Raw genomic sequence first — 25,388 nt, forward strand, 5'->3', positions numbered from 1 at the left:
CATCCGGCACAGCTAGTCGGCCAGCATCCGATCAATCGCGCGGCCGAACATCCACTCCCCGGCCGCCTTCTCTAATCGGCTAAGAAATCTGGGCGTTCCGCGGACGTGGGCGTCCTCACGCCACACGACCCGGGAGCCGGCACCTTCGGAGTAGACGTCGATCTCCGCCCAGCCCAGGACCAACGACCCGGTCTTCTCCAGGCGACATCTCCCCGGACGGCCGCCCTGCGGCGGCGTCCATGCGGTGACCGTCATCGGATCGCTGAACCCTATGGGCCCCAACCCTGTTCGCCCCACAAAGGCGGTACCCACTCCCGCAGGGCCCTCGCTGGTGAGGTACACCGTCGTCAACGGGATGTGCTCACTGTGGCGTGGCCAATCCGTGATCCGCGCGAAGGCGACTTCAGCGGGCAGATCACTGGTGCGTTCTATCAGGAGAAGGGCCATAGACCAAACAGTTTCGATGATCGGGACTCACCGCGCAGCGCAGTGATGGTGTCTGCCAGAGTTTCGCGCGGATCACGGTAGGTGACGCCGAGTTCACGCTCGCTCGGCGAGTCGTCAGAGGCCGGCATCTGGGTGTAGTACTGCATGCCCGCCTCGGTAATCGGCGTGCTCAGTGGCACGTAGCGGCCGAGCTGGTCCATCACCGTCCCCGCCGCGCGCAGCGCCGAATCGGGCACCGGAACGGCGAGCACGGTACTTCCGGCCGCCTCGGTCAACACATCGACCAGATCGTCGACCTCCAGCCGATGACCGCCCGCGGTGTAGCTGCGCGGACCGTGGCCGGGCTCCACCAATGCGGCGTGCAACGCGGCAAGGTCGCGGACATCCACCACCAGCCACGCCGCGCTACGGCCCGGGACCGATCTCATCTGCAGCACCCAGCGCACACCCTCGGCGGCCTCGCCGAATTGATCCCCGACCGGCGGCCCCAGCACCATGCCCGGGTAGGTGATATTCACCGGTGCACCGGACTCCTGCAGTTCCCGCACGTAGAGCTCGACTCGCGCCTTGGACTGGCCGTATCCATCGGTGCCGCCGGCCGCGGGCAGGTCGGCGTCGAAGGTTTCCAAGCCCGGCCGAAACAACGCGGTGATGCTGGAGACATGCACGATCGGACCGAGGCCGCGGTCAACCGCTGTCCCGAGGACGTTGTGGGCACCCTCAAGGTTGATGGCCATCATCCGGTCGGCTTCTCGGGGGTCCGTGCTGACCATGGCCGCACAGTGGACCACCGCCTCACACCCGTCGAGTGCGGCCTCCACCGATTCTCGATGGGTGATATCGCCGACGACATGGTCGGACACGTCAACACCGAGCGTTGCGACGGTGGTGTGCAGTCGAGCTTCCTTGCGTACCAGGAAGCGCACGTCATGGCCGGCATCGGCGATCGCCTTTGCGGTCCATCCACCGACGAATCCGGTGCCGCCTGTCACAAGTACCCGCAAAACCGCACGCTCCCTTCAGTTTTGAAGCCCGACCCGACCAGGACATGGTATGTCCGGCACGGGGATGAACTAGGCGAATACCCAAGAGTCACATGTGGCAACGTCCACCATGAGGGATGTGCCAAGATCGCTGGGTGCGCGTACGCCCGATCACCCAGGTCCTCATCGCCCTCGCGGCGGTAGCCAGTTCCATGTTCGCGTCGATGCCGGCCGCACTGGCCGACCAGCAGGCGCCCATCGGGCACATCGGCGACACGTTGCACTTCGACTACGGCACCATCGGCGCCGACGTCACCGTGCACAACATCGAACCCACCGGCGTCCCCGCCGGGATGGCTCCCCCGCGCGGCGTCATCTGGAAGGCCTACGTCACCATCCGGCCGACCAAGGTGCCCAACGCATACGCACTGTTGATGGCCCTCAAGCTGGGCGGCATTTCACCAGAAACCGGGGATGCCTACGAGCCGCAGCGCACCGATGAGCCGGACGATCTCAACTACGCGCTGCGCAATGCGCCGCAGGGGTCGACGGTGAACGGCGCGGTGTACTGGGACGTGTACCGCGGGCCGGTGCGCCATATCGTGTTGCGCTCGACACAGACCCAGGTCCATCTGGCCCAGTGGGACCTCTAGCTCAGCTCGCGAGCACGCGAAGTCAGCGCGGCTGGAACAGGTAATTCCGGAAGGCGTCGGTCACCTTGTCGACGGGCCGCCAGGTATCGGCGCTCCACACCGACATCCGGTAGTCACGTGCGGTGAACCACGCCACGATGTCCTCGGCGGTACGCCCGAAACGTTCCATGTGCCGGTCCTCGACCTCCAGCATCATTGCCGGGCGGGTCCGCTCGATCGTCTTCTCGCCGCTGACCAGAACATCGAGTTCGGCACCCTCGACATCGATTTTCACGAAGTCGATCCGGGTGATGTTCAGGCGTTCGCAGAACGCGTCGAAGGTCTCGGTGTCCACGACCACCCGGATGTGCTCATCGAACTCTGCATTCGAGCCCAGCCCGTCAGCACCGGCGTCTACGAAGGACCGCCCGGTGATCGGCTTGCCATTGCGCAGCGGAACACTCATCACCTGCTCGCCGGCGTTGGTACCGAGCGCAACCGCATGTCGGCGCACGTTCTGGGCGCTGCGCAGACCGAGGGCTGCCGACGAGGTGGCGTGCGCGAACCGCAGCGGCTCCAGGCTGTACACCAGGCCGTCGGCGCCCACCAGACGTGCCAGCTCCGCGGTGTAGAAGCCGGCCGCCGCACCCACGTCGAGACAGACGTCCCCCGGCTTGACCACCTGTGCGATACCTACCAGCTCCGTTTCCACCCAGGGGGTGGTGCGAGCGAGTGTGCGCAGGCCCTGACCCACCACCGCGTCACGAATTTCGCCAAAGGCCGTCACGCGCCGCGTCATGTGGTGCTCCTCGGGGTTGGGTCTGTCGGTCCGGAACCGGGCCAAGTATAGGTAGCGTGCCGATCATGCCGATTCAGGTCAGCGGCGCGACGGCCGCCGACAGTGCCGACCTCACAACCGTCGCCGCGCGCACCTTCCCACTCGCGTGTCCCCCGTCGTCGACACCGGAGAACATCGCGGCTTTCATCGCGACCAACCTCAGCACAAGCAAGTTCGACGAATACATCCGCGACCACCGAGTACTGGTGGCACGCGAGAACGGTACCGCCATCGTGGGCTACGCGATGCTCGTCGACGGCGTAGTCGAGGATCCCGAGGTACAGCGCGCCGTCACGCTGCGGCCCGCGATGCAGCTCTCCAAGATGTACGTGCTGCCCGAATTTCACCGGGCGGGGGTGGCGGGCGCGTTGATGACCGCGGCACTCACCGAGGCCGCCGCGCGCGGCGCGATCGGGGTGTGGCTCGGCGTCAACCAGGAAAATGAACGCGCACAACGCTTTTACGCCAAACATGGCTTCACCCGCAGCGGCGTCAAGACCTTCCAGGTGGGCGAGCGACTAGAGCACGACTACGTCATGCAAAGCCCGGTCACGCAGGCAGCGACGCCGCGCTGAGCGCCAGCAGCCGCGACGTGGCGCGCAGATACTTTTTGCGGAATCCGCCGGCCACCATCTCGTCGTCGAAGATCGTGTTCAGCTTCTCCCCCGATGCCACCACCGGGATGCCCGCGTCGTAGAGGCGGTCGGTCAGCGCGACGATCCGCAGCGCCACCGCCTGGTCGTGCACCTGCTGCACGCCCGCGACGAACACCGCTGTCACCCCTTCAATCAAGCTCAGGTACCGCGATGGATGCATGCTCGCCAGGTGGCGGCACAGATCATCGAATTCGTCGAAGGTGGCGCCGCCGATGGATGCCGCCAGCTCGCGCAGCTCGTCGTCGGTGTGCGGATCCGGAGCCGGAGGCAGATCGCGGTGCCGATAATCGGGACCCTCCACGCGCACCGTCCTGAAGATGGCCGACAGTGCAGCGATCTCACGCATGAAGTCCTGAGCCGCGAAGCGTCCCTCGCCGAGCTGCTCGGGCAGCGTGTTAGAGGTCGCCGCAATGGACACCCCGCGCGCCACCAGCTCCGAAAGCAGACGCGACACCAGCGTCGTGTTGCCCGGATCGTCCAGTTCGAACTCATCGATGCACACCACCGTGTAATCCGACAGCAGCTCGATGCACTCCAGAAAACCGAAGACCCCTGCCACCTGCGTCAGCTCACCGAAGCTCGCGAACGCCTGCTTGGAAGACGGAGTACCGGAGACCGCATGGTAGATCGAGGCCAGCAGGTGGGTTTTGCCGACGCCGAACCCGCCGTCGAGGTAGATGCCCACCCCGGGCAGCACCTCGCGCTTGCCGAACAGCTTCTTCTTGCCCGCTCGGCGGGTCACCGCGTCCTGAGCGAACGCGCGGCAGGCTTCCACAGCCTCGGCCTGCGACGGTTCGTTCGGATCCGGCCGGTACGAGTCGAAGCTCACCGCGGTGAAGGTGGGGGGCGGCACCAACTGGGCGATCAACCGCTCATTGGAGACGGTGGGGTGCCGGTCGGCAAGGTGCTCGAGGGGCCCGGGCGAACGGAGCACCGGGGAAGGACTCGATGCGGCACCGGATTGCGGATCAGTCACACGGGCAGCGTAGCGGCGTGTTGAGATCTACTTGTGGCCGACAATGACGGTGAACAGGCAATTCAGGGCCCGTATGGGATGCAGCTCACACAGCTGACGTCGGGCGCGTCGGTGGATTCCGGCCAGCTGGTTGACCTGTACGACTACCCCACCGGCGACGGACTTTATGTGCGCGCCAACATGATTGGCAGCCTCGACGGCGCAGCGACGGTCACCGGATTGTCCGGCGGGCTCGGCGGCGACGGTGACCGGGCCGTGTTCTCCGCGATGCGCGCCAATGCCGATGTGATTCTCGTCGGGGCCGGGACCGTGCGGGCCGAGCGCTACCACGGCGCGCATCTGCCGGTCGGCCTTCGACAACGTCGTCAGGTGCGTGGCCAGGCCGAAGTGCCGGTGATTGCCGTGGTCACGGCCTCGGGGTCGGTAGACCCGAGCCTTCCGCTGTTCAACGAATCGGAGGTTGCCCCCATCGTGGTGACCTCAACGTCCGGGGCCGCCGCCGTCACCCGCCAAATACCCGGAGCGCAGGTGATCGTCACCGACGACTCCGCGACCGTGGATTTGCATGCGGCGCTGCAGGCACTCCATGGACGCGGACTGTCCAGGGTCCTGTGTGAGGGCGGGCCGTCGCTGCTGGGGACGCTGCTCGGCGCGGGGCTCGTCGACGAGCTGTGCCTGACAACCGCGCCGGTGACGGTGACCGGCGCCGGATCGCGAATCACCGTCGGTCCCGCCGAGGCTTCCACGTCGTGGCGGCGGGCGTCGTTGCTCGGCGACGCGGACGGATACCTGTTCGCGCGGCACATCCGAACTTAGGACAGATCCACCCGATACTGTGGTCGGCATGGGTGCACGGCTGGCGGGGGCGATGACGGTTGCCATGCTCCTGGCCGGGTGCGCCCCGGGCCCTTCAGCGGGACCGAATTTCGCGATGGACGAGGGGCGCGGAAATGTGGGTCCCGCGACGGCGCCACCGGCCAGTGGTCCCCCGTCCATCGACAAACCCAAGGTCGATCTGTCCTGGCAGGAGTGCACCCGTGAGGTGCTCGCCAGCGCCAACATCACCACCTCGCCGACGTTCACGCTCGAATGCGCCGAGTACAAAGCCCCGCTGGACCCGATCAACGGCGCCCCGGGCAGCGTGACACTCGGTGCCGTGCGCGCCAAAACGTCGCAGACTCCGGGCGATGCCGGCCCACTGGTCTTCACCACCGGCTCGGATATCCCGTCCTCGGTACAGCTAGCGACGTGGCTCAACGGTCCGGGGGCACAGGTCCTCAAGCAGCGCCCGGTCGTGGCGGTCGACCGCCGCGGCATCGGACGTTCCGACGCCATCAAATGCCGCGACACCTGGGATCTGCGAGACATACGCGATCAGGCGCAGAACCGCGGCGGCGATGATCCGGTGGCGAGTCTGAGCAAGATCGTCGAGACGGCCACCACCAACTGCACCGACACCATCTCCCCCGGCGACTCCGCCTACAACGATGCGCATGCCGCCGAGGATTTGGAGGCGCTGCGCGCGCAATGGGACGTGCCCGCCTTGGCGCTGCTGGGCGTCGGCAGCGGCGCCCGGGTTGCGCTGGCCTACACCGGATCTCATCCGAATAAGGTGGCCCGGCTGATGCTCGATTCGCCGGTGGCCGCCGATATTGCCGCCGAGGCGGCAGCCGAACAACGCCTCAAGGGCGAGCAGTCCGCATTCGATGCGTTCGCCGCGCAATGCCTGGCCAACAACTGCCCGCTGGGACCCGACCCGACCGGCGCCGTCGGCGACCTGCTGAACCGCGCCCAGAATGGTGGGCTGCCGTGGTCACGTGCGACGGTCGACAAGGCGATCATCACCGCGCTGGCCTATCCGGTGGGCGACAGCAACGCCGTCGTCCAGAATCTCGCGAACGTCCTCAACGCGACGCGCGGCGGCGACCGCGAGGCACTGAATCCGTTGGTAGAACGCGCCAACAACTTGCGCGATACCGACGGGCAGTTCGTCAACTCCTGCAGTGACGCGTTGGCTCGCCCTACCCCGGACCGGGTGCGCGAGCTGGTGGTGGCCTGGGGCAAGCAATATCCGCTTTTCGGGCGCTCCGCCGCCCTGGAACTGGTGAATTGCCTGCAGTGGCCCAGCGGATCCAAGGCTAATCCGCCGCAGGACTTGAAGATCAACGTGCTCATCCTCGGTGGGCAGCACGATCCGATCTCCGGCAGCGAGGGCGTCTCGGCGACGGCTGCGGTCATCATCAATGCCAAGGCGGCGAGCAAGCGCGTCATGTGGCAGGGCATCGGCCACGGCGCCATCATCTACACCCCGTGCGCGCAGCCGCCGGCCCTCGGATATCTGAACGACGGGAAGCTCCCCGACTCCGACACGTTCTGCCCGGCCTAGCCGTACTTACGGCGGCGCTGCGCAGCACTCAGGGTACGGTGCCTGCGTGGTGTCAGTCGATGCGTTGATCTCGGGATTCAAGAACTCCTTAGCTCCGAAAACAGCTTCTCCTTCGGTCGCGACGATCCTGCGTTCGGTGCTGTGGCCGGTCGCCATCATGGCCGTGATTCACCGCAGTTATGTGTTGGGCACCAACGGCTACATCACCGACGACTTCGGGCCCGTCTACCGGGCCGTCATCGCGTTCAAGCGGCAGCAGCCGGTGTATGCGGAGAACTTCAGTTACGTCGACCCGCATTACCTCTACCCGCCGGGCGGCACCCTGCTGCTCTCACCGTTTGGGTACATGCCGGTGGATGCCTCGCGGTACTGGTTCATCACCATCAACGCCGTCGCGATCGTGGTCGCGGCCTACTTCCTGCTGCGGCTGTTCAACTTCACGCTGGCTTCCGTCGCCGCTCCGGCACTGCTGCTGGCCATGTTCTGCACCGAAAGCGTGACCAACACACTGGTTTTCACCAACATCAACGGCGTGGTGCTGCTGCTGGAGGTGCTGTTCTTCCGCTGGCTGTTGGACGGGCGCACGAGTTCGCAGTGGTGGGCGGGTGTGGCGATCGGCCTGACGCTGGTAATCAAACCGCTGCTGCTGCCGTTGCTGTTGCTGCCGCTGCTCAACCGGCAGGGGCGGGTGTTCGTGACCGCGCTCGGGATCCCGCTGCTCTTCAACGCCGTGGCCGTCTTCGGTCCGAGCAAGATCGGGCCGTTCCGGGTGCGGGTGATCGACCCGGGTAATTTCCTGCACCACACCGTCAAATACATGCTGGCGCCCCGTGATTACTTCAACTCGGCGATCCAGGGCAATGGCCTGTACTACGGCTTGCCAACACCGCTGATCTGGGGTCTACGCGGCCTGTTCCTGGTGATCGCGGTGGTGAGCGTGTGGCTCCTCTACAAGTACTACCGCCAGCGCGATCCCAGGTTCTGGGCGCTGACCACCGGCGGTGTGGTGCTGACCGCATCGTTCCTGTTGTCGGGGCTGGGCCAGGGCTACTACTCGATGGCGCTGTTCCCGTTCGTCATGACGATCGTGCTGCCCAACTCGGTGCTGCGGAACTGGCCGGCCTGGCTGGCCATCTACGGCTTCTTCTCCATGGATCGCTGGCTGCTGGGTCATTGGCCGACAACGGGCCGCGCCCTGGAGTATCTGAAGATCACCTACGGCTGGTGCCTGCTGCTGATCGTCGTGATGATAGTGCTGGTGCTTCGGTACCGGGACGCCAAGGCCGCTGGCACACTGGATCAAGGGCTTGATCCCGAATGGATGAGCCGCTTGCACGAAGACCAGCAGGCGGGGCTGCACAGCGAGGAGACAGCAGACGATGACGACACCGAGCGATCCAAAGGTGAACCTGAGCGACGAGCAGTGGCGGGAGCGACTGACTCCTGAGGAGTTTTCGGTGCTGCGCCGCGCAGGCACCGAACGCCCATTCGTCGGCGAGTACACAGACACCAAGACCGAGGGTGTGTACGCCTGCCGGGCGTGCGGTGCTGAGCTGTTTCGCAGCACCGAGAAGTTCGAATCCCATTGCGGCTGGCCGTCGTTCTTCGACCCAGCCGATTCGGACGCGGTGATCCTCAAGACTGACGACTCGATGGGCATGCGTCGCATCGAGGTGGTGTGCGCGAACTGCCACAGCCACCTGGGGCATGTGTTCGAGGGCGAGGGATATCCGACGCCGACGGATCAGCGCTACTGCATTAACTCGATCTCGCTGCGGCTGCAACCCGCCGAAACCTAGGTTGTGGCGGTTTCGTCTCGCACAAATTCGCCATAACCTCGGTCTCGGTGAGATGGGCTACGGCAGCCGCGCGACGAGCTCCTCAACCGACACCCGTGGGCCGGTGAAGAAGGGGACCTCCTCGCGCACGTGCAGCCGCGCCTCGGTGGCGCGCAGGTCGCGCATCAGATCGACGATGCGGTGCAGCTCGGGCGCCTCGAACGCCAGCAGCCACTCGTAGTCGCCAAGCGCGAAGGCGGGCACGGTGTTGGCGCGCACGTCCTTGTAGGCACGCGCGGCGATGCCGTGATCGGCAAGCATCTTGCGCCGCTCCTCATCGGGCAGCAGGTACCAATCGTAGGATCGCACAAAGGGATACACGCAGATGTAGGCGCCCGGATCCTCGCCGGCCAGGAACGCCGGAATGTGGCTCTTGTTGAACTCCGCGGGCCGGTGCAGCGCCGCGTTGCTCCACACCGGGGTGCTGGCCCGGCCCAGCGCGGTGGTGCGCCGGAAGTCGCTGTACAGCGCCTGCAGCTTCTCGATGGATTCGGCATGCGACCAGATCATGAAGTCGGCATCGGCGCGCAGGCCGGCCACGTCGTAGATGCCGCGCACCACCACCCCATCGTCCTCGTGCCGCTTGATCAGGGTGGCCACCTCATCGGCGGCGGCGTCCCTGTCCTCGCCCAATCCTCCGTCACGCACCTGGAACACCGAGAACATCAGGTAGCGGACGGTGGAGTTGAGGGTGTCGAAATCGAGGCTAGCCATGCCCCCATCGTGCCACGGTGGCTTGAGCCGCTTGAGAGGCGGCAGCCACGCAGGCCGGCACCCCGATGCCGTCCAGGTACGAACCCGCCACCGCGACTCCCGACGGCAACCCGCCGCGGATGGCGTCCGCAACATCGGCGTGGCCGGGACCGTACTGCGGCATGGCATCGATCCAGCGAGCCAGCGCCCAATTGATGGGGGCGACGGGAGCACCCAGCACCGTCTCCAAGTCGGCGACGGCCCAGTGTCGCAACTGCTCATCGCTGGTGGCGCGCGCCACGGTGTCCCCGAATCGACCGTAGGACAGCCGCACCACGTGGGTGTTCCGTCCGCGCTGCCCCCACTTGCTGGTCGAGAACGTTATGGCCTTGGTGTGCAACGCTTCTCCCGATGCGACGAGCACACCGGAGTTGGCGGGGATGGGGGCGTCGCCGGGGAGCGTGAGGGCCACCACCACCGAGGAGGCCACCGGAATGGTCCGCGCCGCCGCCGCCGATTCCGGCGCCACCGCATCGAGAATGGCCGCCGCGCGGGGCGCGGGCACCGCCACAACGACAGCATCGACGGCATCCGCCAGTCCGTCACCGATGACCGTCCAGCCGTCGCCGGCGCGCTCGATTCCGGTGACCGCGAACTGCCGGTGTTCGGCGTGGGCGCGGCGCCACAGTTCCTCCAGCAGCACGCCGTAGCCGCCGTCGATGGCGCCGAAGATGCCAGCGGCCGAGATCGGCGGCAGCGCCTGACGCGCCGCGGCCAGTAGGCTGCCCGCCCCCTCGTCGAGCGCTTTGGCGATGCCGGGTGCCGCCGTGCGCAGCCCTGTCGTGGCCGCCGATCCCGCGTAGACGCCGCCGAGCAGCGGATCGACCAGACGCGCGACGACCTGCGGCCCGAACCGCGGCGATACCAGGTCCGCGACAGTGGGTTCGGCGCCGATGGCCCAATGCATATCGCGCTGCGGCTCACCGTCGATGCGCGCGACGGTGTCGTCGTCGACGAGCCCGACCACCGAGGACGCCGAGGCCGGGATGCCGTTGACCGTCCCCGTGGGAAGGGGGTGCAGACGGCCTTCGGCGTAGACCAATGGGCGCACCCCAGTGGTCTCGAGCCTGCGGTCGGCCAGCCCCAATTCGTCCAGCAGGTCCAAGACTTCGGGACGGCGGGTAATGAAGGCCTCCGCGCCGATGTCGATTCGATGTTCGCCGAGGGTGACGGTGCGCAGCACCCCGCCCAACTCCTCGGCGGGATCGTACACGGTGATGCGGGCATCCCCGCCCAGTTCCCGACGCATCCGGTACGCCGCCGTCAGGCCCGAAATGCCTGCTCCGACAACGGCGATCGAGATCATAGCGAATGTACCAGCGCCACCACATCGGTAAGGACGGCCGGGTCGGTTTCCGGCAAGACTCCATGACCCAGGTTGAAGATGTGCCCGGCCGCTCCACCGGCCACAGCCTGACGCCCCTGCGCCACGATCCGCCGGACCTCACGCTCCACCACGGGCCATCCCGACAACAGCACAGCCGGATCGATGTTGCCCTGCAACGCTTTTCCGGATCCGACGCGGCTCGCGGCAACATCCAGCGGGGTGCGCCAATCGACGCCGACGACTGTCGCGCCGGCCTCCCCCATTGCACCCAGCAGCTCGGCGGTGCCCACTCCGAAGTGCGTCATCGGCACTCCTTCGCCCGCGAACTCCTCGAAAATCCTTGTGCTGTGCGGTAATACAGCCGAGCGATAGTCAGCCAGAGATAGCGTGCCCGCCCACGAATCGAACAGTTGCAGGGCGTCCACGCCGGCATCGAGCTGTGCGCGCAAGAAGGCGATGGTGATATCGGTCAGCGCGGTCATCAAGGCATGCCAGGTCTGCGGATCACCCAGCAGCAGCGCCTTGGTGCGCTGATGGTGCCGACTCGGGCCGCCCTCTACGAGATAGGAGGCCAGCGTGAACGGGGCGCCGGCGAATCCGATCAGTGGGGTGGTTCCCAGTTCGGTAACCAGGAGCCGCACCGCGTCGCTGACGGCATCAACCTGTCCGGGTTCCAAGCGCGGCAGCGCCGCCACATCGGCGACACTGCGCACCGGGTTGGCGATCACCGGTCCGACGTCGGGAACGATGTCCAGGTCAATCCCGGCGGCCTTGAGCGGGACCACGATGTCGGAGAACAAGATGGCGGCGTCCACCTGGTGCCGACGGATCGGCTGCAGGGTGATCTCGCAAACCAGTTCCGGACGAAAACACGCGTCCAACATCGCGTGATCGGAGCGCACGGCCCGGTACTCGGGCAGCGAACGCCCGGCCTGTCGCATAAACCACACCGGAGGGTGGCTGGGCACCCTGCCCTCGGCGGACGCTAAATAGGGAGAAAATGGCAGCTCGCGCCGCATTTCCGACGGGGTTCGCGACCCCGTTGCGCTGTCTTCGTTCAATCCGGTCATCGCTGCCCATGCTGCCATGGCGACCCCACACGGCGCGCCTGCGGGAGCATGTCAGTCCGGCGCGATACCGTCCATAGCTGTGACGTCTGCCGAACCAGCCCCGTTCCGCGCGGCGGTCGACGCGATGAACTCCGTGACCGCGCGCCCGGAAATCGAGCTGGGCACCATTCGTCCTCCGCAGCGGCTGGCCCCGTTCAGCTACGCAATCGGCGCGGAGGTCAAGCACCGCGACGTCGATAACGTGCCCGAACAATCCGAGGGTGACGCATTCGGCAGGCTAATCCTGCTGCACGACCCCGACGGTGACGAGGCCTGGAACGGCACCATGAGGCTGGTCGCCTACATCCAGGCCGACCTCGATGCTTCCGAAGCCGTCGATCCGTTGCTACCGGAAGTTGCGTGGAGCTGGCTGGTGGACGCCCTGAACACCCGTACCGCGGCTGTGACGGCACTGGGCGGAACCGTGACCGCAACCACCTCCGTCCGCTACGGCGATATCGCCGGCCCGGGACGCGCCCACCAGTTGGAACTGAGGGCATCCTGGACGGCCACCGGCACCGACATCAACACCCACGTCGAGGCGTTCTGCGAGGTGCTTGAGCATGCGGCGGGGCTGCCGCCGGTGGGTGTGACAGATCTAGGGTCGCGCCACCGCGCCTAGCGCCTGCGCCGCTGACTCAGATATGGAAACCGACTCCGAACTCCCCGAACCGACTCCCCTGCTGCATCCCGCCGAGGGAGTGCCGCCGATCACCGCGTCAACCAACGAAATCCGTTTGGCCGCAGAGCGTTTAGCCTCCGGAACCGGCGCCTTCGCCGTCGACGCGGAACGCGCCTCCGGATTCCGCTACTCCAACCGCGCCTATCTGATCCAGATTCGCCGGCGCGGCTCCGGGACGGTGCTGCTGGACCCGACGAATGTTCCGAATGCCCTCGGACCGATCGTAGAGGTGCTGGGCAGCGACGAATGGATCCTGCACGCCGCAGACCAGGATCTGCCGTGCCTAGCAGAACTCGACATGACACCGCCCTCGGTGTATGACACCGAATTGGCCGGGCGCCTGGCCGGTTTCGAGAAGGTGAACCTGGCCGCGATGGTGCACCGGCTGCTGGGTCTGGGTCTGGCCAAGGGACATGGCGCCGCCGACTGGTCCAAGCGTCCGCTGCCGGATGAATGGCTCAATTACGCAGCACTGGATGTCGAGGTGCTCATCGAGCTGCGCGAGAGAATCGCCGAAGTGCTTGCGGAGCAAGAGAAGACCGATTGGGCACGGCAAGAATTCGAGTTTCTTGCGCACACCCCGATCGCGGCGACCCGACGGGACAACTGGCGGCGCACGTCCGGAATCCACAAGGTGCGCAAGCCCGGCCAACTGGCTGCGGTACGCGAATTATGGCTCAGCCGTGATGAATTGGCGCGCACACGAGATGTCGCACCCGGACGCACCTTGCCGGATGCCGCGATCGTCGAAGCGGCAATGGCCGACCCGAAGACACGTGCCGAACTGATCGCGCTGCCGGTGTTCGGTGGTCCCCGGCAGAAGCAGCAGGCCGACAGATGGCTCGCGGCGCTGGCGAAGGCACGCAACGGCGATACCCCGCCACCGGTCAATGAACCCACTACCGGGCCTCCACCGGTATCGCGGTGGTCGCGCCGCAAGCCCGAAGCCTATGCGCGCCTTGAAACAGCGCGGACGGGCTTGACGGCGCTTTCCGAGCAGATCTCGGTGCCCGTGGAGAACATCGTCACCCCCGAGATCGTGCGACGGATCTGCTGGGACTGGGACGGAATCGGGGACGTCGAGGAGCTACTCGCGGGCCACGGCGCGCGTCCATGGCAGCGCGAGCTGGCGGTGCCGGTCCTCAGGGAAGCACTGGCGGCGCCGACCAGCTAGGTCGAACGTATGAGGATCAAGGCCCTGGCGCTCGCCCTCCTCATTGCCATGGCTGCAAGCGGATGCATGTGGATTCATCGAGGCAAGGAGATCACCGGTCCGACGGTCAATGACCAAGGATTCTCACTCCTCACCGAGGCCGGCATCGACCGGATCAAGCGGACCAAACGCGGCAGATTCGATGTTCGCACTGGCATACTCACCAAAGCGGCTGTTGGACTAGAGAACTTGCCGTATCCGCCGATGATTGGCCACCCGGGAGGCGGCGAGATGACCTTCACCTTCCTGGGGCCCAACGCCGAAGAGAACGTGGTCACCGAAAACATCACCTTCGACACCAGCGATCTAACCCATAACGTCGACATGATCGTCTGGTTCAGCGCACCCAACTCCATGACCGACTCACATGCAGAACTGCGCGCAGGAATCCAGCGCTGGGGGTATAGGCCCGAAGACGTCGAGGCGTGGGGCGAAAGCGTGAACTGGCCCAAATCGCCCTACTCAGACAGATTTCGCTCTGTGATTGGGATGGGCGTCGGCCGATCCGGGCTTGTCACCGAGGTTCAAGGCACACGCAAGGACGGGAACGAGATTCTCAGGTACCAGATGTACCTCGAAGAGAAATACTACAAACCCGAGGTGCAGGAGATCATCAGAGAAACCGGGAGATCGGAACGCTGGCCTCCGACCCCAGCCCCTAGTCCACCTGCTCGGTAACCGGACTTTCGCTGCTCTCACGGCTCATGGCCGCCACCCAACCGGTGATCTTGCGGGCGATGTGCTGATCGGTCAGTCCGAGCTCTTCGAGGATCTGCCCACGCGAAGCATGGTCCAGGAACTGCTGCGGCACACCGATATCGCGACTCGGTACATCCACGTCGGCGTCTTGCATGGCCGCTGTCACGGCGCTGCCAACACCGCCGTGCACTCCGCTGTCCTCAAGGGTCACCACCAGCCGATGCCGGCGCGTCAGCTCCACCACATACTCAGGCACCGGCAGCACCCAGCGCGGGTCGACGACCGTCACGCCGATCCCCTGCTTACCGAGCCGCTCGGCCGTCGCCAATGCCGTTGACGCGAACGGACCGATGGCCACCAGCAGCACGTCGGCGTGCATACCGCCGGCCGGGCGGGCCAGCACGTCAACGCCGTCGCGTCGCTCGATCGCCGGGATATCCTCGCCGACTTCGCCTTTCGGGAAACGCAGCGCAGTCGGTCCGTCTTCGATCGCCAGCGCCTCGGTCAGCTCTTCGCGCAGCCGCGAGGCATCACGCGGCGCGGCGACGCGCATCCCGGGCACCACGTTGAGGATCGACAGGTCCCACATGCCGTTGTGGCTGGCGCCGTCGTTACCGGTGATCCCGGCCCGGTCCAGCACGAATGTCACCGGAAGCTGGTGCAGCGCAACGTCCATCATGACCTGATCGAACGCGCGGTTGAGGAACGTGGAGTAGATCGCGACCACCGGGTGCAGGCCGCCCATCGCGAGCCCAGCCGCCGAGGTGACCGCATGCTGCTCGGCGATACCGACATCGAACAGCCGCTCGGGGAAACGCTCGCCAAACTTGCTCAGTCCGGTCGGCCCGGGCATGGCGGCGGTGATCGCCACGATGTTGCGGTGCTCGCTGGCCACGTCGATGAGCGAGTCGGAGAACACCGATGTCCAGCCCGGAGCCGAAACACTGATGGAGCGGCCGGTTTTCGGGTCGATGATGCCCGTGGAATGCATCTGCTCGGCCTCGTCGTCCTCGGCCGGGCCGTACCCCATACCCTTGCGGGTGATCACGTGCACGATGACCGGGCCGCCGTAACCACGGGCCCGGCGCAGCGCGTCCTCCACTGCCTGTTCGTCGTGACCATCAACGGGGCCAACATATTTCAGTCCGAGATCGGTGAACATCACCTGAGGCGAGACCGCATCCTTGACGCCCACCTTGAGGCTATGCATCAACGCGTACGCCAGCGGCCCCACCACCGGCATCCCGCGCAGCAGCTTCTTACTCTCGTCAAGCACCTTTTCGTACGACGGCGTGAGACGCAGTCCCGCCAGATGCGAGGCCAGCCCGCCGATCGTCGGCGCGTAGCTGCGCCCGTTGTCGTTGACCACGATGATGACCCGCCGGTGCTCTCCGGCGGCGATGTTGTTCAGCGCCTCCCAGCACATGCCGCCGGTGAGCGCGCCGTCGCCGACCACCGCGACGACGTGCCGGCGCCGCTGCCCGGTCAGTTCGAAGGCCTTGGCCAGTCCGTCGGCATAGGACAGCGCCGTTGACGCGTGGCTGGATTCCACCCAGTCGTGTTCGCTCTCGGCGCGCGACGGGTACCCCGACAGCCCGTCCTTCTGGCGCAGCGTGTCGAAGTCTGCGCACCGTCCGGTGAGCATCTTGTGCACGTAGGCCTGATGGCCGGTGTCGAAGACGATAGGGTCATACGGAGACTCGAACACCCGATGCAGGGCAAGAGTCAGCTCGACGACACCCAGGTTGGGCCCGAGATGGCCGCCGGTCGCGGCGACCTTATGTATCAGGAACTCGCGGATCTCGTCAGCGAGCAAGTCCATCTCTCGCTTCGAGAGACCCTGCAGGTCACCCGGCCCCCTGATGTCGTCAAGCATCTGGTCAGTCTACGCAGCGATTCAGATCTGGTCGCTGGGAGCGGAGCCAAAAACATCGGGCACGCCGTCGTGGTCGGCATCGAGTGCCTCTTTGGCCTCGATCCGCTGATATGTGCGGTTCCGCAGCCGCAGCACCACCGCGGCCACGGCCGCCGACGTCAGCGATCCGGCGAGCACTCCGACCTTGACGTGCTCGGCGGCTGTGCCGGTACCGAACGCCAGCTCTCCGATCAGCAGTGACACCGTGAAGCCGATCCCGGCCAGCAGCGCCACCCCGGCGATATCGAGCCAGCTCAGGTCGTCGTCGAGATTGGCCCGGGTGAACCTCGCCAGCAGATACGTGGTGAGAAAGATCCCGATCGGCTTGCCCACCAGCAGACCAAGGATCACGCCGAGCGCCACCGGGTCCAGCAGCGCCTGCCCGAGCCCGGAGAAGCCGCCCAGGGTCACCCCCGCCGCGAAGAATGCGAACACCGGTACCGCAACCCCCGCCGACAGCGGACGCAGCCGATGCTCGAACCGCTCGGCCATGCCGTGCACGTCGGTACGGCCGTCCCGCCTCAAAACGGGGACGGCAAAGCCAAGCAGCACTCCCGCCACCGTTGCATGTATCCCCGAGGCGTGTACCAGCGCCCAGGCGACCACCGCCAACGGCACCAACAGCCACCATTCCCGGCGGCGGCGCTGCACCGCCAGTGCGAACAGACCGAGCGGGATGAGCGCCAATCCCAGCGGCCCCCAATGCAGTTCATCGGTGTAGAAGACGGCGATCACGATGACGGCCAGCAAGTCGTCCACCACCGCCAGGGTGAGCAGGAACGTGCGCAGCGCCGAGGGCAGATGTGTGGAAATCACCGCGAGCACAGCCAGCGCGAAGGCGATATCGGTGGCCGTGGGAATCGCCCAGCCGCGCATCGCCTCGGCCCCGCCGGACACGTTCACGGCGAGGTAGATGGCAGCCGGGACGAGCATGCCGCCCAGAGCTGCGACGATCGGCAGCGCCGCCCGACCAGGATCCCGCAGGTCTCCTGCCACGAATTCGCGTTTGAGTTCGACACCGACGACGAAAAAGAAGATCGCGAGCAGACCGTCGGTGGCCCATCCCGCCAGCGTGAGGTTCAGATGTAACTGCTCCGGCCCGACGGTGATGCTCGCCAGCCGGTAGTACCAGGAGCTCCAGGGCGAGTTGGCCCAGAGCAACGCCGCCAAGGCCGCCACGACCAACAACACGCCGCCGACGGTTTCCTGGCGCAGGATCTCGGCGACGCGTGATGATTCCGCCCACGATCCGCGGGTGAATACACGTTGGCTGAGTCGCATGCTGCTGGTGTCCGTCCTCGTGTTTTCTGGCAGGGCTATAGCACCGCCGACCAGACTTCCCGGCACACCTGCTGGTTACTTTATAAGATCCTGACGCTCAGCGCTCTCTCATCGGGTGAGCAGCGCGAAGCTTTCGATGTGGTGGGTCAGCGGGAACGCATCGAACACCCGCAGCTGGCGCACCTGGTATCCGCGTTCCAGATACAGACCCACATCGCGTGCGAATGCCGCTGCCTCACAGCCGATATGAATAACCCTGGGCACCTTCGCCTCGGCGATTCGTCCGATGACCTCGCGGCCAGCACCCGCCCGAGGCGGGTCCAGCACCGCCACATCGGCCTCGCCTAGATCCCGCACGGCATGGCGCACTGACCCGCAGATCATGCTCACCTGGCGCAGATCCCCCAACGCGCCCTTGGCACAGCGGTAGGCCGGACGTGAGGTGTCCACACTCACGACACGCCCCGTGCGCCCCACCGCTTCTCCCAATGCCGCTGCGAAAACGCCGACGCCGCCGTACAGGTCCCACGCCGTCATCCCCGGTTCCAGCTCGGCCCAGTCTGCGACGAGCCGGCTGTACATACTCGCCGCGTCGCGGTGCGCCTGCCAGAAGGCCGTCACTGGCACCAACCAGTGCCGATCCCCCACCTTCTGCACCGCTACATCCTCGCCTTCGGCGATCGCGCGTCCGCGCAGCACATGTCGGCGACCCTGATCATCCATCACAGCGTGCAGCGGCCCCTCGGAACCGAGACTTGGCTCATCCAGCCCGTCCAGCAGGCCCGGCACCACTTGAGCACACCGCAGATCGGTCACCAGTTCGTCGCTGTGATAGCGATGAAAGCCCGGCTGCCCCAAAGCATTCACGTCCAGACGCACCCGGGTCCGCCAACCGGTGGAGTCGCCGCTGCCCACCGGCTCGGCCACGCCCTGCCAGTCGTACTTGCCGAGCCGTGCCAATTGCTGACTGATCACATCGCCCTTGAGCTCCCGCAGATATGCGGGATCCGCGAATGACAAGTCACAACACCCGGATTCGCCCCTACCGTGCGCGATAGGACACAGCGGTTCGATGCGATGCGGTGACGGGTCGAGGATCTCGACGGCGGCGCCGTGCCAGAAACTGGCTTGCCGGTCGTCGGTGATCTGTACCCGCACCCGCTCCCCCGGCAGCGCGTATCTGACAAAGATGACCCGTCCGTCCTGCCGGGCCACCACACTGCCGCCGTTCGCCGGGCCGCCGGTCTCGACCTCCAAGATGTCGCCGATAGTCATCTAGCGGGCCATCACGAATCGAAACCGCGCCGTGAATCGCCGGGCGCAAACTGCTCATCGAGCTCCCGGCGACGTTCGGACGAATCAAGCTGCCACGGAACCGATGTGACCATGACGTTAGGGACGAACAGCAGACGCCCCTTGAGGCGCAGCGCGCTCTGGTTGTGCAGCACCTGTTCCCACCAATGCCCCACTACGTACTCGGGGATGAAGATGCTCACGACCGTGCGCGGCGCTTCCTTGCTGATGCGCTTGACGTAATCGAGTATTGGCCGGGTGATTTCGCGGTACGGCGAAGCGATCACCTTGAGCGGGGTGCTGATATCGCTTGTCTCCCATTCCCGAACAAGCTCTCGCGTATCCCGATCGTCCACGCTGACAGTCACCGCTTCCAAGACATCGGGCCGGGTCACGCGGGCGTACGCGAGCGCGCGCAGCGTGGGCTGATGCACCTTGGAAACCAGGACCACCGCGTGAGTGCGGCTGGGCAGGACCACTTCTCCCTCGTGGTTGTCCAGCTCACGAGCCACCGTGTTGTAGTGCTTGTGAATCATCTTCATGAGCACGAACAACACCCCCATCGCCAGGATCGCAATCCACGCGCCGGCGAGGAATTTGGTGACCAGCACCACTAGCAGCACCGTGCCGGTCATGATGAAACCGATGGTGTTGATGATGCGCGAGCGAATCATCTTGCCGCGCATCGCCGGATCGGTCTCAGTCTTGAGCAGCCGAGTCCAGTGCCGCACCATGCCGATCTGACTGAGCGTGAAGGACACGAAGACACCGACGATGTACAGCTGAATGAGCGCGGTCACCTCGGCCTTGAATGCCACCACAAACAGGATCGCGACGGCCGACAGGAAGATGATGCCGTTGGAGAACGCCAGCCGGTCGCCGCGGGTGTGCAGCTGCCGCGGCAGGTAACGGTCTTGCGCCAGAATCGATCCGAGCACCGGGAAACCGTTGAACGCGGTGTTGGCGGCCAGCACCAGGATGAGGGCGGTCACCACAGTGATGAACAGGAACCCGATCCGGAAGTCCCCGAACACAGCCTCGGCCAGCTGGGCGACCAGCGTCTTCTGGTGGTAGTCGGCAGGCGCACCTACCAGCTGCTGGGCGGGATCCTCCGCGATCTTGGCTCCGGTGCGTTCGGCCAACAAGATGATGCCCATGAAGAGGGTGATCGCGATGCCACCGAGTAGCAGCAGCGTCGTTGCGGCGTTACGCGACTTAGGTTTCCGGAATGCCGGCACGCCATTGCTGATTGCTTCCACACCCGTCAGGGCGGCACATCCCGAGGAGAATGACCGGGCCACCAGGAAAACCAACGCGAAGCCCATGAGGTCGTGACCCTCACCGTGCATCTCGAAGGCTGCCGATTCCGCCCTCAGCGGTGTGCCGAGAACGTAGATCTGGAACAGCCCCCAGCCCAGCATCAGGTACATCCCGATCATGAAGGCGTAGGTGGGAATCGCGAACGCGTTCCCCGACTCGCGGACACCGCGCAGGTTCATCGACATCAGGATCACGATCGCGGCGACGGCGAAGACGACCTTGTGCTGCGCCACATACGGGACGGCCGACCCAATGTTCGACATGGCCGAGGACATCGAAACAGCAACGGTCAGCACGTAGTCCACCAGCAGCGCGCTACCGACCGTCAGACCCGCGGTATGCCCGAGGTTGGTGGTCACCACCTCGTAGTCACCTCCGCCGGAGGGGTAGGCATGCACGTTCTGCCGGTAGCTCGCGACCACCACCATCATCACGGCGGCGACGGCAAGCCCGATCCACGGCGTGAGGGCATAGGCGGACATTCCCGCGACCGAGAGCACCAGGAAGATTTCCTCGGGCGCGTACGCCACGGAAGACAGCGCGTCGGAGGCGAAAACCGGTAGCGCGATCCGCTTCGGCAGCAGGGTATGGCCAAGGCTGTCACTGCGAAACGGTCGGCCGATTACCAGGCGCCGAGCCGCCGTCGACAGCTTGGAAAGCGTAGACACGAACGCCAACCTTAGGCCACGCGAGCAATCGCGGTACGGTCTCACTTGACATCGCTGCGGATAGTGCCGTGACGCGGTGTCTAACTATTGCGACGAAGCCTTATCCGGAAAGGTCGACTGGTGCGAGTAGTGGTGATGGGCTGTGGACGCGTGGGCGCTGCGCTGGCCGGCGGCCTAGCCAGGATCGGCCACGAAGTGGCGATCATCGACAAGGAAGCATCGGCGTTCAACCGACTCGGCCCCGAATTCACTGGCGAACGCATCGTCGGCATGGGTTTTGATCGCGATGTCCTGCTACGTGCGGGTATCGAGAGGGCGCAGGCGTTCGCCGCGGTCTCCTCCGGCGACAACTCGAACATCATCTCGGCCCGGGCGGCCCGCGAGACCTTCGGTGTCGAGCGCGTAGTGGCACGTATTTATGACGCGAAACGCGCCGCCGTCTACGAGCGGCTGGGTATACCGACCGTCGCCACCGTGCCCTGGGCGACCGATCGGCTGCTGCATGCCCTCACCAGGGAAAGCGACACCACCAAGTGGCGTGACCCGTCCGGCTCGGTCGTCGTCACCGAGCTGACCCTGCACGAGGAATGGATCGGCAAGCGCGTCACCGCATTGGAGACTGCCACCGGCGCACGGGCCGCCTTCATCATCCGGTTCGGCACCGGCGTCCTTCCCGACGCCAAAACGGTGATCCAGGACAGCGACGAGGTGTACGTATCCGCAGTGTCGGGCCGCGCCGCCGAAGCGATGGCGATCGCCGCACAACCGCCCGGCGAAGACGCCGACGACGAGCCGTCGGGGGCGCACCGATGAGCCGCTTGCGCGAAGAGGAGCAGGTTTAGTGAAAGTTGCCATCGGTGGCGCCGGCGCCGTCGGCCGGTCGATCGCGCGCGAGCTCATCGAGAGCCGCCACGAGGTCACCCTGCTGGAACGCAACCCCGAGCACATCGATCCCGAAGCGGTACCCGAGGCGCACTGGCGTCTTGGCGATGCCTGCGAGATCAGCCTGCTGGAGGCCGAGGAACTACACACCTTCGACGTGGTGATCGCGGCGACCGGTGACGACAAGGCCAATCTGGTGCTGAGCCTGCTGGCCAAGACCGAGTTCGCGGTCGCGCGTGTGGTGGCCCGCGTGAACGATCCCCGCAACGAGTGGCTGTTCGACGATGCCTGGGGTGTCGATGTGGCGGTGTCGACACCGCGGATGCTGGCGTCCCTCGTTGAGGAGGCTGTGGCCGTGGGCGACGTGGTGCGGCTCATGGAGTTCCGTCGTGGGCAGGCCAATCTGGTGGAGATCACGCTTCCCGACGACACGCCGTGGGGCGGTAAGCCGGTGCGCAAGCTGGAACTCCCGCGCGATGCGGTGCTGGTGGCGATTCTGCGTGGGTCGCGGGTGATCTCGGCTCAGCCCGATGAGCCGCTTGAGGGCGGCGACGAGCTGATTCTGGTCGCCACCGCGGACATCGAGGATGAGCTGCACCGGGCAGTACTGCCGGAGTAATCGCGCCGAGTCAGAGAGGCTACGCGGTCGTCTCTGGCTCGGTGGGCACCTCGGCCGCTTCTTCGGTGTGGCGTCGCACGTAGCGGATCACCAGCAGGGTGACCAACGCCCCGACGGCCGTCAGCGGCCAGCCCATCGCGATCTTCGCGCCACCCAGCCAGGCCGTGTTGCCCGCGAGGTACAGCCACTCCTGCACAACAAATCTGGTGGCGAACAACACAATCCATGACACCGTGGCGATATCGAACGCCGTCAGAATGCGCCGATTGTCGCGCCACGACATGTCACCAGCGGTGGCCCAGCTGTAGGCGTAGCCGACGATCGGGCGACGGACGATGACCGACGCCAGGAACACCAGACCCCAGAAGAAGTTGGCCCAGATCCCAATGAGGAAGTAGCCCTTGGCTTCTCCGAGCAGATAGGCGATCAGGGCGCTGATGCCGACGCTGATGAATCCGGAAATGGCCGGTTGCAGCGATTCCCGCCGAATCAGGCGCCAGATCAGAATCAGGGTCGCGGCACTCAGGGCAGCAACAATCGCCGGCATCAGGGAGGACACGCTGACCGCGACCACGAAGACGATCACCGGGATCGAGGAGTAGACGATGCCCTGCCATCCCCCGGCCTGATGCCACATCTCGTGCATCGGGGAGCTTCCCGGCTCTTCGGGTTTAGTCCCGGGCACGCTGATCCTCAGGTGCGGGCCCTCGTGCGCAGCGACGTCAGCCGAGCCGTCATATGGCTCGTGCGATGGAGTGTCTGGCACCTAGCGCTGAATTTCGTAGTACGGGTTATGGATGACCTTGCCGCCATTCTCGAGCTTGCCGAGGCGCCCGCGCACCAGCAGGGTGCGCCCCGATTCGATGCCGGGGATGCGACGCTGGCCCAGCCAGACGAGAGTCACGGTGTCGGTACCGTCGAACAGCTCGGCCTTGACCCCGGCGACACAACCCTTGGAGTTGGTCTCGACGGTCCGCAAGGTGCCGCACATGGTGACTTCTTGACCACGTTGACAATCGATGACGCGCTGAGCACCAGTGGCGGCGGCGTCGTCACCAATCTTCTCGGCATCCACTTGCTCCAGGTCCTCTGTCAGTCGACGGGTTAGTCGACGCAGATAACCGCCGGTGGTAGCCACTTTCACTCCTGGCCTTTCAGCATGCGCAATCGATTGAGCTGTGCATCCGCCACGGTAGACCTTTGCGTCCCGCGATGCCAGGCGGCTCTCGGGGTGTCCGGCCCACCGGGCAGTATCAGGGGTGTGACCTTCAGCGTTCATGGCCACAAGGCAGTTCTCATGCCCGGTACCGGCTCCGACGACGACTTCATCAAAAGGGCCTTCGGCCCTGCCTTGATCGACGCGGGAGTCACCCTGATTGCGGTGCGCCCAGAACCTCATGACCTGGTCAATGGCTATCGGCGGGCGCTCGATCGGGCGGCCAAGGATGGCCCGATCATCGTCGGCGGGGTGTCCATCGGTGCCGCTGTTGCGTTGGAGTGGGCATTGCAGAGCCCCCATGCGACGGTCGCCGTGCTCGCGGCGATGCCCGCGTGGACGGGTGCGCCGGAGAACTCACCGGCCTCGGTGTCGGCCCGGGTCACCGCCGAATCGCTGCGAACCGACGGATTGGCTGCGGTAACGGCCGCGATGCAGGCCGGTAGCCCCGACTGGCTTGCGGCCGAACTCACGCGCTCGTGGGCCGTGCAGTGGCCGGGTCTGCCCAACGCGATGGCGGAGGTGTCGACGTTTGTGAATCCCACCGCGGAGGATCTACGCGGGTTAACCGTGCCGTTGGCGGTGGCTGCGGCCACCGACGACCCGATACATCCGCTGGCGGTGGGCCAGGACTGGGCGTCGTGGGCGCCGCGTGCAGCGCTGCGGACGTTCACGCTCGATCAGCTGGGCGCTGACCCGTCGCGCCTGGGTGCGGCGTGTGTCGGCGCCCTACGCGCCATCTGAGTCATAGTCCGCGCGCCGCCGGGTCTGCGGTGGCCTCGATCTTGCGCACCCGGCCGTCGTGCACCGTCAGGGTGAGCACCGCGAACAGCCTGCGCTGCGCGAACGCCAACAGCACCGGCTGCCCAAACGGTCCACCCACCAAGGTGGCGCCGTGGCCGAGATACACCAGCAGGTTGGTGGCGACGTCGGTGCGTCCGCGGTTGACCTGCGGCGGTGGTGCGGGATCTCCGATGATCGTGCCGACTCCCCACACACTGGGATCGAGCACCGCCATCAGCCCTGTCAGATCCCCGTTGGCGCACGCGGTGACGAACTGCCCGATCAGCTGCTGGTGCTCGACACCGGTCACCTCACTGGTTCGCGACGTGGACTGCTGGAATCGGGTCCGCGCGCGCCGGGCGAGCTGCCGGCAGGTGCCCACCGGGCGGCCCACAGCGGACGCGATCTCCTCGAACGGAACGCCGAACACGTCATGCAGGACGAAGGCCACCCGCTCGCCGGGGCTGAGCGTGCGCAACACCTCCAAGAGGGCGCCGCTCACCTCATCGTCCAACGTGACCTTGTCGGCGGGATCCGTATTCGCCGAAACATGCAGCGGTGCACTTGATTCCACCATCAATGCGTCCCCCGCCTGTTCACGACGCATCCGCGCCGAACGCAGCTGATCGAGGCACAACCGGCCGGTGACCACCGACAACCAGGCACGCGGCTCGTCGATCTCCGACTCGTCAGCGCGCGCCAGCCGCACAAAGGCCTCCTGGGCGGCATCCTCGGCGTCCCCGACATCGCCGAGCATCTGATACGCCAAGTTCACCAGGTACGGGTAATGGTCGCGCCAGGCTGCCGATACCAGCGCGTCGTGGGTAGGTGAGGAACCACTCATGTCACTACGACGATTCTGCGCCCCGAAA

Annotated in this window: 26 protein-coding genes; 12 read left to right on the forward strand and 14 right to left on the reverse strand. The window is 65.9% G+C overall.

The features are described 5' to 3' along the window. Positions 1-12: 12 nt before the first annotated feature. Together FZI91_RS19160 and FZI91_RS19165 are read right to left on the reverse strand one after the other, a co-directional pair. Positions 13-447, reverse strand: a complete 435-nt coding sequence (locus FZI91_RS19160; RefSeq protein ID WP_155940655.1) for an SRPBCC family protein — start codon at positions 445-447, stop codon at positions 13-15. Next, positions 432-1,451 (reverse strand): SDR family NAD(P)-dependent oxidoreductase, encoded by a 1,020-nt coding sequence (locus tag FZI91_RS19165; protein WP_155940656.1) that lies wholly within the window; start codon positions 1,449-1,451, stop codon positions 432-434. Before FZI91_RS19165 ends, FZI91_RS19160 begins: the two co-directional genes overlap by 16 nt. Positions 1,452-1,567: 116 nt before the next feature. Between FZI91_RS19165 and FZI91_RS19170 the strand changes: the two genes are divergently transcribed. Beyond that, positions 1,568-2,083 (forward strand): DUF1942 domain-containing protein, encoded by a 516-nt coding sequence (locus FZI91_RS19170; RefSeq protein WP_155940657.1) that lies wholly within the window; start codon positions 1,568-1,570, stop codon positions 2,081-2,083. A 22-nt stretch (positions 2,084-2,105) separates the two neighbouring features. Here the strand turns inward: FZI91_RS19170 and FZI91_RS19175 are convergent, their stop codons facing one another. Beyond that, a complete protein-coding gene (locus tag FZI91_RS19175; protein ID WP_155940658.1) occupies positions 2,106-2,861 on the reverse strand; it encodes an FkbM family methyltransferase in 756 nt (251 codons plus the stop codon). Between the two features lie 65 nt (positions 2,862-2,926). Here FZI91_RS19175 and FZI91_RS19180 point away from each other — a divergent pair, with 65 nt between their 5' ends. Beyond that, on the forward strand, positions 2,927-3,475 hold the full coding sequence (locus FZI91_RS19180; protein ID WP_155940659.1) for a GNAT family N-acetyltransferase: 549 nt from the start codon (positions 2,927-2,929) through the stop codon (positions 3,473-3,475). On the opposite strand, the gene zapE is transcribed toward FZI91_RS19180, so the two are convergent. Then, the gene (gene zapE / locus FZI91_RS19185) at positions 3,450-4,532 is read right to left on the reverse strand and encodes a cell division protein ZapE (RefSeq protein WP_375234357.1); all 1,083 of its coding nucleotides are present in this window, start codon (positions 4,530-4,532) and stop codon (positions 3,450-3,452) included. The genes FZI91_RS19180 and zapE overlap by 26 nt on opposite strands. 33 nt (positions 4,533-4,565) lie before the next feature. Between zapE and FZI91_RS19190 the strand changes: the two genes are divergently transcribed. From FZI91_RS19190 to msrB, 4 genes are read left to right on the forward strand one after another with little or no spacing between them, the layout of a single operon-like run. Continuing rightward, positions 4,566-5,348: a pyrimidine reductase family protein gene (locus FZI91_RS19190; RefSeq protein ID WP_162525973.1), complete on the forward strand. Its 783-nt coding sequence runs from the start codon at positions 4,566-4,568 to the stop codon at positions 5,346-5,348. Positions 5,349-5,376: 28 nt separating this feature from the next. Then, a complete protein-coding gene (locus FZI91_RS19195; RefSeq protein WP_155940660.1) occupies positions 5,377-6,918 on the forward strand; it encodes an alpha/beta hydrolase in 1,542 nt (513 codons plus the stop codon). 46 nt (positions 6,919-6,964) lie between these two features. Beyond that, the gene (locus FZI91_RS19200; RefSeq protein WP_162525974.1) at positions 6,965-8,365 is read left to right on the forward strand and encodes a glycosyltransferase family 87 protein; all 1,401 of its coding nucleotides are present in this window, start codon (positions 6,965-6,967) and stop codon (positions 8,363-8,365) included. Next, on the forward strand, positions 8,322-8,717 hold the full coding sequence (gene msrB / locus FZI91_RS19205) for a peptide-methionine (R)-S-oxide reductase MsrB (RefSeq protein ID WP_309224113.1): 396 nt from the start codon (positions 8,322-8,324) through the stop codon (positions 8,715-8,717). The genes FZI91_RS19200 and msrB overlap by 44 nt, the downstream gene beginning before the upstream one ends. Before the next feature lie 57 nt (positions 8,718-8,774). Here msrB and hemQ read toward each other — a convergent pair whose 3' ends face one another. From hemQ to hemE, 3 genes are read right to left on the reverse strand one after another with little or no spacing between them, the layout of a single operon-like run. Continuing rightward, positions 8,775-9,470 carry a hydrogen peroxide-dependent heme synthase gene (gene hemQ / locus FZI91_RS19210; RefSeq protein WP_155940662.1) on the reverse strand — a complete coding sequence of 232 codons (696 nt, stop codon included), beginning with the start codon at positions 9,468-9,470 and terminating at the stop codon, positions 8,775-8,777. Next, complete coding sequence (locus FZI91_RS19215) at positions 9,463-10,815, reverse strand: protoporphyrinogen oxidase (protein ID WP_155940663.1); 1,353 nt, start codon at positions 10,813-10,815, stop codon at positions 9,463-9,465. The genes hemQ and FZI91_RS19215 overlap by 8 nt, the downstream gene beginning before the upstream one ends. Then, positions 10,812-11,855, reverse strand: coding sequence for a uroporphyrinogen decarboxylase (gene hemE / locus FZI91_RS19220; protein WP_309224114.1), 1,044 nt, complete (start codon positions 11,853-11,855; stop codon positions 10,812-10,814). Before hemE ends, FZI91_RS19215 begins: the two co-directional genes overlap by 4 nt. A gap of 130 nt (positions 11,856-11,985) precedes the next feature. Here hemE and FZI91_RS19225 point away from each other — a divergent pair, with 130 nt between their 5' ends. Genes FZI91_RS19225 through FZI91_RS19235 form a run of 3 tightly spaced genes read left to right on the forward strand, consistent with a single transcriptional unit; the run spans position 11,986 to position 14,518 of the window. Beyond that, complete coding sequence (locus FZI91_RS19225) at positions 11,986-12,567, forward strand: DUF3000 domain-containing protein (protein WP_162525976.1); 582 nt, start codon at positions 11,986-11,988, stop codon at positions 12,565-12,567. A gap of 22 nt (positions 12,568-12,589) precedes the next feature. Then, positions 12,590-13,801 (forward strand): ribonuclease D, encoded by a 1,212-nt coding sequence (locus FZI91_RS19230; RefSeq protein WP_155940665.1) that lies wholly within the window; start codon positions 12,590-12,592, stop codon positions 13,799-13,801. 9 nt (positions 13,802-13,810) lie between these two features. After that, positions 13,811-14,518 carry a hypothetical protein gene (locus tag FZI91_RS19235; RefSeq protein WP_155940666.1) on the forward strand — a complete coding sequence of 236 codons (708 nt, stop codon included), beginning with the start codon at positions 13,811-13,813 and terminating at the stop codon, positions 14,516-14,518. Here FZI91_RS19235 and dxs read toward each other — a convergent pair. The 4 genes from dxs to FZI91_RS19255 all read right to left on the reverse strand — a co-directional run bounded on the left by dxs (position 14,499) and on the right by FZI91_RS19255 (position 21,016). After that, entirely contained in the window at positions 14,499-16,415 is a 1,917-nt protein-coding gene (dxs, locus tag FZI91_RS19240; RefSeq protein ID WP_155940667.1) for a 1-deoxy-D-xylulose-5-phosphate synthase, read from the reverse strand. The two genes, FZI91_RS19235 and dxs, sit on opposite strands and share 20 nt — an antisense overlap. Positions 16,416-16,436: 21 nt before the next feature. Further along, entirely contained in the window at positions 16,437-17,735 is a 1,299-nt protein-coding gene (nhaA, locus tag FZI91_RS19245) for a Na+/H+ antiporter NhaA (RefSeq protein ID WP_155940668.1), read from the reverse strand. Between the two features lie 108 nt (positions 17,736-17,843). Beyond that, entirely contained in the window at positions 17,844-19,010 is a 1,167-nt protein-coding gene (locus tag FZI91_RS19250; protein WP_155940669.1) for a class I SAM-dependent RNA methyltransferase, read from the reverse strand. Positions 19,011-19,021: 11 nt separating this feature from the next. Further along, positions 19,022-21,016: an APC family permease gene (locus tag FZI91_RS19255; protein WP_162526007.1), complete on the reverse strand. Its 1,995-nt coding sequence runs from the start codon at positions 21,014-21,016 to the stop codon at positions 19,022-19,024. A 120-nt stretch (positions 21,017-21,136) separates the two neighbouring features. Between FZI91_RS19255 and FZI91_RS19260 the strand changes: the two genes are divergently transcribed. Both FZI91_RS19260 and FZI91_RS19265 read left to right on the forward strand, forming a co-directional pair. After that, positions 21,137-21,829, forward strand: coding sequence for a TrkA family potassium uptake protein (locus FZI91_RS19260; RefSeq protein WP_309224121.1), 693 nt, complete (start codon positions 21,137-21,139; stop codon positions 21,827-21,829). A 28-nt stretch (positions 21,830-21,857) separates the two neighbouring features. Then, entirely contained in the window at positions 21,858-22,517 is a 660-nt protein-coding gene (locus FZI91_RS19265) for a TrkA family potassium uptake protein (RefSeq protein WP_162526006.1), read from the forward strand. Positions 22,518-22,536: 19 nt separating this feature from the next. On the opposite strand, the gene FZI91_RS19270 is transcribed toward FZI91_RS19265, so the two are convergent. Beyond that, positions 22,537-23,283 (reverse strand): DUF3159 domain-containing protein, encoded by a 747-nt coding sequence (locus FZI91_RS19270; protein ID WP_162526005.1) that lies wholly within the window; start codon positions 23,281-23,283, stop codon positions 22,537-22,539. Further along, positions 23,284-23,655, reverse strand: coding sequence for an OB-fold nucleic acid binding domain-containing protein (locus FZI91_RS19275; RefSeq protein ID WP_030093774.1), 372 nt, complete (start codon positions 23,653-23,655; stop codon positions 23,284-23,286). 159 nt (positions 23,656-23,814) lie between these two features. Here FZI91_RS19275 and FZI91_RS19280 point away from each other — a divergent pair, with 159 nt between their 5' ends. Next, entirely contained in the window at positions 23,815-24,477 is a 663-nt protein-coding gene (locus FZI91_RS19280) for an alpha/beta fold hydrolase (protein WP_155940851.1), read from the forward strand. Between the two features lies 1 nt (position 24,478). Here the strand turns inward: FZI91_RS19280 and sigI are convergent, their stop codons facing one another. After that, entirely contained in the window at positions 24,479-25,360 is an 882-nt protein-coding gene (sigI, locus tag FZI91_RS19285) for an RNA polymerase sigma factor SigI (protein WP_155940671.1), read from the reverse strand. Positions 25,361-25,388 lie beyond the last annotated feature (28 nt).

Origin of the sequence: Mycobacteroides sp. CBMA 271 (assembly GCF_009729205.1) — a bacterium.
Taxonomy (GTDB): Bacteria; Actinomycetota; Actinomycetes; order Mycobacteriales; family Mycobacteriaceae; genus Mycobacterium.